This window comes from Streptococcus mitis (assembly GCF_946190065.1).
Taxonomy (GTDB): Bacteria; Bacillota; Bacilli; order Lactobacillales; family Streptococcaceae; genus Streptococcus; species Streptococcus mitis_DE.
Window position 1 is genome coordinate 1 of the sequence record NZ_CAMHZD010000029.1, and the last position, 10,625, is coordinate 10,625.

The following is a 10,625-nucleotide window of genomic DNA, read 5'->3' on the forward strand; positions in this document are numbered from 1 at the left end:
TATCTTCATAAGTTAATTTCATAATAAAACACCCCAAAAGTTAGATTTTTTCTGTCTAACTTTTGGGGTGCAGTTCATCATCAGGGAGTTTTTTTTATGTGTTTCTAAACTAAACCTTTTATGAAAGTTGCATGAAGGAAATAAGATCTCAATAAAACTATCATGACACGAGTATTGAATAAAGACATTAAGACACCACATCAAATCAACACTCACATTATTAAAAGTATGAAGCAATCAGCACTTTATACTATCTCATTAAATCGAAAGCAAAAAGTTTTGCCCCCTTTTTACCCCCTGGCACAAAAAAAGACCTATCATACAGGCTAGAAAGCTTGATATGATAGGCTTTTTTTATTTTAATTAACGTACTGTACGGATACGCATTGTGTTTGTACGTACAGCTTCTCCAACTGGTACACCAGCTACGATAACGATATCGTCACCAGATTGTACAAGACCTGCTTCAACTGCTTTACGTTCAGCAATTTCAAACATATCGTCAGTTGATGATGGAGCATCTGTCAACATTGGGATAACACCCCAGTTCAACATCAAACCACGTTCTGTCAATTCGTCGAATGTCAATGCCAAGATGTCAGCATTTGGACGGTATTTAGAAATCAAACGTGCAGTGTGACCTGTCTTAGTAAGAGTTACAATCAATTTAATGTCCATTGAGTTAGTAGCATCTTTAACAGCTGAAGCCATTACTTCTGTCTTAGAGTTACGTTCAAATGAATCTGAGTTCAAACGACCGTATTCGTTAAGAAGAGTTTGAGCGTTCTTGTCGATTGTAGCCATTGTAGTTACTGACTCAAGTGGGTATTTACCATTTGCAGACTCACCTGAAAGCATTGTAGCATCAGTACCGTCGATAACAGCGTTGAATACGTCTGATACTTCTGAACGAGTTGCACGTGGTTTTTCAGTCATTGTTTCAAGCATGTTTGTTGCAGTGATAACAACTTTACCTGCAGCATTGACTTTCTTGATGATCATTTTTTGGTAAACTGGAACCATCTCGAATGGTACTTCGATACCCATGTCACCACGAGCAATCATGATACCATCAGCAGCTTCGATGATTTCATCCAAGTTATCGATACCTTGTTGGTTTTCGATTTTAGCGAACAATTGAACGTGTCCGTTTCCAGTTTCTTTACAGATTGCACGAACTTCGTTCACGTCTTTTGCAGTACGTACGAATGAAATCGCGATGAAGTTGATACCTTGTTCAAGACCAAAGCGGATATCGTCGTTATCACGTTCAGCAAGAGCTGGGAAAGGAATTTTAGTGTTAGGGATATTAACACCTTTTTGTTTAGCAATTACGCCATCGTTTTCAACTTCAACTTCGAATTCACGAGTTGCGTCATCTTTAGCAACCACACGAAGACCAAGTTTACCATCGTCAACCAAAACTTGACGACCAACTTCAACATCATCATAGATATCAAGAGCGCCAGCAACGTTCAATGCAATCACATCACGAGTTGATTTGATTCCTTGTTTAGTTGCAACACGGATTTTCTCACCAGTTTTGTATGAGTACTCTTTTGCATCTCCTTCAAACAATTCTGTACGGATTTCTGGTCCTTTTGTATCAAGAAGGAAACCAACTTTTTTACCTGCAAGTTTTTCAGCAAGTTTAACAGTTGCCATACGGTCACCTTGTTCTTGGTGGTCACCGTGTGAGAAGTTGAAACGGAATGTGTTAGCACCAGCTTCAATCAATTTAGCAATGTTTTTAGCTGAAGCTTCAACATCAAGTTTTTCACCCCAGTATCCGTCATCACCGAATTTTTTACCACCACGGATTTCTACCGCAGGTCCCAAAGTTGCAACGATTTTTACACGTTTGTTCATGATTTTTGTGACTCCTTTATATATATGACCTTTTTGGTCTTATTAACTAAATTATAAATTATGACAAGCTCTTATTCAAGCTAGATAGTTCAAGATCAGCCTTGTGTGGGTTGTTAACCACAATCTTACCATCTGCAGTCAAGCTGAACAATGCCCCTTCTTCTGCAGTACCAAGAATTGGGTTTTCAACCATTTTCTCATTACGGATACCAACCGCAACACCACCGATACCTTCTTTAAGAAGTTTAACAGCATGAGCACCCATACGTGATGCTAAAACACGGTCACGCGCAGTTGGAGAACCACCACGTTGAATATGTCCAAGTTCTGTCACACGAAGGTCGCTTGTATCTCCAGCTTCTTTCAGTTTTTGACCAAATTCAGCCGCAGACATCACACCTTCAGCCAAGACGATGATATTGTGTTTTTTACCACACTCATAACCAGCTTTGATGCTTGCTACGATATCTTCCATCTTGAAGCCTTCTTCAGGGATGATGATTTCATCAGCACCAGTTGCAATACCAGCCCAAAGAGCGATATCACCTGCGTTACGTCCCATAACTTCGATAACAAAAGTACGACGGTGACTTGATGATGTATCACGAATCTTATCAATAGCGTCCATAGCAGTCGTAACCGCTGTGTCAAAACCGATTGTGAAGTCTGTACCAACGATATCGTTATCGATTGTACCTGGAAGACCGATAGCTGGGAAGCCATGTTCAGTCAAACGCATAGCACCGTGGTAAGATCCGTCACCACCGATAACAACTACACCTTCAATCCCGTGTTTTTTCAATTGCTCAATCCCCTTAAGTTGCCCTTCAAGTTGAGCGAACTCTGGGTAGCGAGCTGAGTGAAGGAAAGTACCACCACGAGAAATGATGTCTCCTACTGAAGCTGCATCTAGGGGATGAATTTCACCAGCAACCATACCAGCATATCCATCATAGATACCAAAAACTTCCATTCCTTCTGAAATTGCTTGACGAACAACTGCGCGGATGGCAGCGTTCATACCAGGGGCGTCTCCACCACTAGTCAAAACAGCAATACGTTTCATTTGGTTTATGCTCCTTTTTCTTTTAACATTCTTACTGATTATACCACATTTACGTTGAAAATTCTTCTATTTTCCGTAATTTTAGCGATAAATCGTTTTCATAACCATTCCATTCAATTTCGCTTCTAATTCATCAGTTTTAGCTACGAAATGATGAGGAGATACAATGTTTTTTTGTTCCTCTTCATACCTGATGATAACTGGGATTGGGCCTTTATACTGGTCTAAAATTCTCGAAATTTCTTGATCAAATTCATGATTTTTTACCTGAATCCAAAAGCGTTCAGCCACTGCTTCTCTTAATTCTTGTGCAATCATTTGCAGACGGCCATCACGGGACTGGACTTTCCCTCTGATATAGTAGAAGGCTCCTTCTTTTAGTTCCTGCCCAACCTGTCGATATAAATCTGAAAAGAGAGTGACATCCAATTTTTTCTTACTGTCATCTACTTGTAAGAAAGCCATGTTTTCACCCTTTTTGGTTCGAATTACTTTTATCTTCTGAACTTCAACCAGGATAATAGAGTGACTATTTTCTGATAAATTTCCGATTGGAGTAATCGGATAAATAGCCTTGCTTGCAATAGCCTGTAGTGGGTGTTTGCTAACTCCTACTCCTAGATACTCTTGTTCCATGTAGAATTTTTCTTGCTCTGTCCAGTCCTCCGAATCTTGCCAACTATAAATGGTGTCTCCAAACAAGCTACCTAACTCTTTTACAAATTCAAATAGATTAGCTAAGTTATTAAATACTTTTTGACGATTTGTCTCAAATAAATCGAAAAGACCAACTTTTACCAAAGGTTCTAGCAGAGGAAGTTTCAGGTAATTCTCAGGTAGTTTAGCTATAAAATCTTCAATGCTCGAATAGGGTCTATTTTCAATAATCCAAAGCGCCAAATCCTTGCTGACTCCCTTAATCGATTTCAAACCTAGATAGATAGACTTGTTGGCAATTTTATCGTGATAGGGAATGGTGTTGATGGACAGAGGGGCTACTACAAAGCCTGCTTCTAATGCATCTGTTAGGTAATCACTATTGGCAGAATTCAGCATGACCTGATAAAAGATGGCTGGATAATGTGTTTTGAAATAGGCCAGCTGGAAGGCCAAGGCTGAGTAGGCATAGGCGTGTGACCTGTTAAAACCATAACCAGCAAACTTCTCCATGACATCAAAGACCTGCTCTGCTTTTTCCACAGTATGACCAGCTTCTAATGCCCCTTGAATAAAGGATTCCCTCATCTCATGCATGGCAGAGGCATCCTTTTTCCCCATAGCACGACGCAAAATATCGGCTTTCCCAAGACTAAATCCAGCAAAACGCTGGGCAACCTGCATAACCTGCTCCTGATAGAGCATAATGCCGTAGGTTGGAGCCAAAATATCCTCCAGTACTGGATCCAGAACAGTCACTTCTTCCTGACCATGCTTTCTTGCCACAAAATTATTGATATAGTCACTAGCACCTGGTCGATTTAGAGACGTAGTCGCTACGACATCTTCAAAACAGACTGGCTGCACACGCTTGAGCAAGCGAATGGCACCAGGTTGCTCAAATTGAAAGATCCCTTTTGTATTTCCAGCAGCAAATAAAGCCAGCGTTTCTTTGTCTTCCAAATCGATTTCTTCTATTTTCAAGTGAATATCTTCTGTTTCAGCAAGCAACTCTTGCATTTTCTGGACAAAGGTCAGATTTCGTAGTCCCAGAAAGTCCATTTTCAAAAGCCCACTAGCTTCAACACCATGAGCATCATACTGAGTCAGTGGAATTTCATCACCATGCTTCAGAGGAATATAGTCCGTCAAATCCTGGTCACTAATCACAACACCAGCCGCATGGACAGAGGTTTGTCTTGGATAGCCCTCTATCTTGCAAGCAATCTCAAAGGCTTTTTGGTATTCTAACTTACTATTGATTTGCTGACGGAACTGGAGATTGCCCTCATAAGCCGACTTGAGATTGTCCCGAAAACTGATTTTCTTGGTAATTGCAGATAATTCATACTCTGGCACGCCGAATCGTTTTAAAACATCTCGCAGAGCTTGCTTGGCTCCAAAGGTTGAAAAAGTAACGATTTGTGCAGCATGTTTACTACCATATTTATTGCCAACATATCTGATAAAATCTGGACGATAAATATCTGGGATATCAATATCAATATCAGGCATAGTATAGCGTTCACGATTGAGGAAACGTTCAAAAATCAGGTTTTTCTCGACTGGGTCAATCCCTGTGATGTCCAAGGCATAAGAAACCAAGCTACCTACTGCAGAACCCCGTCCCATTCCCATATAATAGCCTTTCGAACGTCCGAAACGCAGCAAATCCCAAACGACCAAGAAATAATCATCAAAGCCCATATCATGAATAACAGCCAATTCTTGATCTAGTCGATCTTGATATTCTTTACCAGACAATCCCTTCTGAGCAAGCCCCAGTTCAGCACGTTCTCTCAACTCTTCTACGGCTGGTCTAGCTGGGTTAAAACGAGGCAGTTTCAGACTCGTATCCAAATCATAAGAAATACCTGAAATAAGCTTTTCTAAATTGTCCAAGGCTTGCGGAAAACGTTCTTGAAATAATTTCTCTAAAGAACTTGCTGATAAAAGAACATCTTGTCGTGAACGCAAGGGGACTTCTCTGAGTGGTAGGTTTTCTTTAATCGCTGTTAAAACTTGCAAAACTTCTCTATCCCTGCTTTCAAAGGCATTGACCCGATAAAGGGGCAAAATAGGATGATGAAATTCGCTTGCCAGTGTTTCTGGATAAACTCCAATATAGTAATCACAACCTAATTCTAACGACTCCAATCCATCAAAATAGGGTACAATAACCGCGATATCCTCTAGGTACTGGGACAGGACAGACCAAGTTTTCTCCCCCTGCATCTTGGCTGTTGAAAGTTTCATCAACTGCTGATAGCCCACACTAGATAGGGCTAAAAAACGCAGATTCACTTCCTGATTATCTACAAACACAGTCATTTCAAGCCCTAATAAAGGATGAATGCCGTATTTTTTTGTAACCTCTAGAAATTCAAAAGCCCCATAAAGATTATCAATATCCATCATAGCCAGATGAGTGTAGCCATAGTCTTTAGCTGCTCTCACATACTTGTCAATCGAAATGACGCTCTCCATAAAACTATAGACTGTTTTTGTATCTAGTTGTGCGATCAATTTACACTTCTCCTCTATCCTTCTCACTATATTATACCATTTTCAAAAAAGAAAAGAACCTGAGATAGTAAATCTCAAGTTCTTTCTTAGGCTGAATCAATCACTGTTTGAAAGAAAGTCAGAATTATTCTTCGTCTTTTCTTTTCTTACGAGCAATCAATCCGAATCCACTCAAGGCTCCTAGAAGTCCAAGTGCTGCAAGGCTAGAGTGTGCTTCTGTACCTGTATTTGGAAGTTCACGTTGACCATCCATATACTGTGGTGTAGCAGGCTCTGCTGGTTGTTCTGGTGTCACTGGAGCTACTGGTTGTTCAGGAGTCTCAGGTGTCACTGGAACAGGATTTGGCGCAGGACTAGGTTCTGGTTGTGGAGTTGGATTTGGTTGAGGTTGTGGAGTTGGTGTATTACCACCTCCGCCTCCATTGTTGCCACCACCATTATTTGGTGTAGGAACAGGAATGTACTTAATTGGCGTATCTTGAGTTGGATCTGCCGGTACATCTGGTACTTCATATCCTTTCGTTGGATCGTTTGGATCCACTGGTTTCAATGGATTTCCATTTGGATCTACAGGGATAAATCCTGGTACGTAAGGTACTTTTGGTTTATCTGTTCCTGGTTTAGTTGGATCTGTTGGATCGTTTGGATATGGAGTTGGTGGAACATTTGTTTGTCCCTCTGGCAATCTTGGAATCCAAGAACCAAGTTTAGCATACACTACAGTTTGCGTAATGTTTTTACCTGCTTCTGCTTTGATATCTTCTTGTGATTCTTTGATATCTCCACCACGAGCGATGTATCCTTTCACTGATGGTAATGGGTTACCATTTAGAATAGTATCATCACCTACTACTGTCCATTCACCATATGTGATATCTCCAGTTACTAGGTTCACTTTCGCAGTACGTTTGAACTTGATTGTTTCAGTGTGAGTAGCTGCTACTTCTTTTCCATTGCGATCTACATAAGTGATTGTACGAGTTGCAGAAGATTCTGTTACTAAGTCTTTCACTGTTTCAGGCCATACTGGACTGTTTGGATCTTCAGGGAACACTGGTTTACCTGGTTCTGGATTTGATGGTGTTACTGGTTTCAGTGGGTTATTTGGACCTACTGGTTTCGTTGGATCTGTTGGTACCTGTGGTTTATCAGGGCTGTTTGGATCTGTTGGCACGATTAGTGGAGTAACTTTTACGTTAAAGATTTGATCTTTATCTTTATCGTTATCGAATACTCTATCTGTATCTGCTGAAGGGTAATCATTGCTTGTTACAATGTAACCTTTCTTAAGAAGTTCTTTAATCTTATCTTCAACTTCACCATTCTTCGTGAATTTAGAACCTGAATCACCTTGATCTACTACTGGATCAGATACTACTTTACCATTGTTATCTACGAAGTTTGTGATAGCTTTTTGTTTATCATTTTCGTAAACGATTGGTGTATCCGTACCTGGATTTGTTGGTACTGGTGGTACTTCATATCCTTTAGATGGATCTTTTGGATCCACTGGTTTCAACGGTACAAGTGGGTTAGTGTTTGGATCCACTGGTTTCGTTGGGTCTTGTGGAACTTTTGGTGTTGTTCCTGGGATATGAGGAATTACCGGTACTTTCGGACTATTTGGATCTTGTGGATCTTGTGGTTTAGTTGGACTTGGTGGTACAACTTTACCTGGATCTTGTGGATCGTTATCGTAAGGAGTTGGAGTTGGTGGAGTTACACCATTTGGTACTTTCGGTACAAGTCTTCCAACTGGTACGTAAACCACTTTGATGTTTTCATCTTTAGAGTTCTCAGTTAATCCTGTAGTTTCAGCTACTTCTTTTTGAGCTGGATCTTTCAGAACGTATCCTGGAACTACTGGTGATGTTACTTTATCAAATGTAGTATCGTTGTTTACTGGAGTCCATTTACCATATTCGATTTTACCAGTTACAAGATTAATCTTAGCTTCACGAGTGAAGGTTACTTTGTCAGTTACATCAGCTGTAGATTTGTTTCCATCTTTGTCTGTGTACTCAACTTTGTTTCCATCTTTATCCACGTATGAAATTGTACGAGTAACGTGTTTAGTCGTTTCTAGTGACTTGATTAACTCTTCAGTCCATTTTGGTCCATCAGGATTATTTGGATCGATTGGTGTACCAGGTTTTGGTTTGTTAGGATCGTTCGGGTTAGTTGGGTCAAATGGTTTAATTGGCTCAACGTGAGGTGTTAACACTACAGTGTATTCTTGATCTTTTCCAGAATCTTTATCGAAGTTTCCGTTGTTATCTTTACCGTAGTTGTTGCTTACTAACTCATATCCTTTAGCGATTAACTTAGCAATTTCATTAGTTACTTCTGTTGCTTTCGTTAATGGCTCACCTGACTTACCTTTTTCTTCGATGTTATTCACACCTGGAATTGGGTTTCCACTTGGATCTACGAATTTAGTTACTGCTTTTTGATCATCTTTTACATACTCAATTACAGTATTTTCTGTTGGTGTCGTAGGTGTTGGTGGTACATATCCTTTACTTGGATCTTCTGGATCTACTGGTTTCAGTGGGTTTCCATTTGGATCTTTAGGTGTTGTACCTGGAATATGTGGAACTACTGGTACACTTGGTTTATTTGGATCATTTGGATCTGTTGGTTTGTTTGGATCTACCACTTTTCCTGGATCTTTTGGATCGTTTGGATATGGAATTGGATCGATCGGTGTTTCACCATCTGGTACTTTCGGAGTCCATGTTCCAACTGGTACGTATCTAACTTTCAGATCTTGGTTAGCTGAATCTACTGTTAAGTCTGTTGTAGATGCTTTAACTTTAGATCCATCAGCTTCTACTAAGTCACCTTGTGTATCTTGGTTAGGTTTTACAACATATCCTTTAACAACTGGTGATTTAACTTCTGCAAATTTAGCTGTTCCTGCAGCTGTCCATCCATTTGTAGTGTCTGTTGCTGGAAGATCTACTTTACCGTCACCGTTTGTATCGTATCCTACTACTGAACCGTCTTTTGGATTTACAATTGCTGTACGTGTGAAGCTTACTTTATTAGTTACTTTTGGAGCTTCTGTAGTAGATACTTCTTCATCAGTACCATCTTTAACGTAAGTAATTGTACGAGTTACTGACTTGATGTTGTTTAGTTTATTAAGAGCATCTTCAGTCCATTTTGGTCCATCTGGTTTGTTTGGATCGATTGGATCTCCTGGTTTAGGATTCTTAGGATCTTCGTTAGGGTTTTGTGGAGTTGTTGGTGTTACTGGAACTGTCTTAGCTACCGTTACGTAGTAAACTTGTGACACTCCGTTTTCACCTTTATCATCCACACTATCGAATACTCCTGCTTCACCTGGATATTCAGCTTGACCTGCTTTATTAGGTACTACTACGTATCCAGCTGCTTTAAGTTCGTCAACAACTTTCGTTACTTCACCTACTTTAGTGAATTTAGATCCTGCATCTCCTGCTTCTACGAATGAAGTATGAACTGCATTACCGTCTTCATCTACGAAGTGAACTACCGTTACTTGTGATCCATCTGCAACATAAACGATGTTTGTGTCTTTACTTGGATCTTGTGGTACTGGTGGTTTGTAACCTTTTGTTAAATCATTTGGATCTTTTGGTTCTAATGGTTTACCAGTAGATGGATCTAATGGTGTTAAACCTGGAACATTAGGGATCGTTGTTGTTGGTTCACCTGGTTTTGTAGGATCCGTTGGGTTGTTTGGATACTTAGGATCAGTAATAGTTGGAGGAGTTGTTCCATCCGGTACTACTGGTACATATTTACCTAAGTCTTTATACACAACTTTTTCAACGATATCTTTATCAGTTGCTGAAACGTTTGCTACATCTTTCTTAACTGATTCTACATCTCCTGTTGCTACATATCCTGGAATTACTGGAAGTTCTGTTTTACCTTCTAATGTAGTATCGTTGTTTACTGCAGTCCAGTCACCGTAAGTTACTTCACCTGTTGCTTGGTTAACAGTTGCTGTACGAGTGAATGATACAGTAGTTTCATGTTTAGGTGCTGCATCAGTTCCACGTTTAGATGTATCTGCTACATCATCTGCGTAAGTATAGGTAATTGTACGTTTAACTTCTTCAGTAAGTTTTAGATCTTTGTATTTCAGACCATTTGGATCGTTTGGATTCAGTGGTTTTTCTGGATCAACATTTGGATCGTTTGGTGTAACCGTTACTTTCGCAGGGTTGTACACTACTGTTTCAACGATATCTTCATCTGTTGCTGTTACATTTTCTTTAGCTGGAACTTCAGCTCTAGTTGGTGTGTAATCAGGAACTGATGGTGAAGTTACTTTATCAAATGTTGTATCATTATTTACTGGAGTCCATGGAGCTGCTTCTTTAGTTGTTGCATTTCCATCGTTATCTAAGTATGTTACTTCTCCAGTTACAGCATTGATTTTCGCTTTACGTGTGAATGTTAATGTTTCTTTAACTGGCTCTGCAGCTTTAGAACCGTCATTCTTCACGTAGTT

The 10,625-nt window shown here is 39.9% G+C and carries 4 protein-coding genes; all 4 read right to left on the minus strand.

What is annotated here, in order from left to right:
• Nucleotides 1–363: 363 nt before the first annotated feature.
• The gene (pyk, locus tag OCF96_RS09600) at nt 364–1,869 is read right to left on the minus strand and encodes a pyruvate kinase (protein WP_261447028.1); all 1,506 of its coding nucleotides are present in this window, start codon (nt 1,867–1,869) and stop codon (nt 364–366) included.
• A gap of 58 nt (nt 1,870–1,927) precedes the next feature.
• Nucleotides 1,928–2,935 (minus strand): 6-phosphofructokinase, encoded by a 1,008-nt coding sequence (gene pfkA / locus OCF96_RS09605; protein ID WP_020900675.1) that lies wholly within the window; start codon nt 2,933–2,935, stop codon nt 1,928–1,930.
• An 81-nt stretch (nt 2,936–3,016) separates the two neighbouring features.
• Nucleotides 3,017–6,118 (minus strand): DNA polymerase III subunit alpha, encoded by a 3,102-nt coding sequence (locus tag OCF96_RS09610; protein WP_261447029.1) that lies wholly within the window; start codon nt 6,116–6,118, stop codon nt 3,017–3,019.
• 124 nt (nt 6,119–6,242) lie between these two features.
• On the minus strand, nt 6,243–10,625 hold a 4,383-nt coding region (locus tag OCF96_RS09615), incomplete at its 5' end, for a mucin-binding protein (protein ID WP_261447030.1).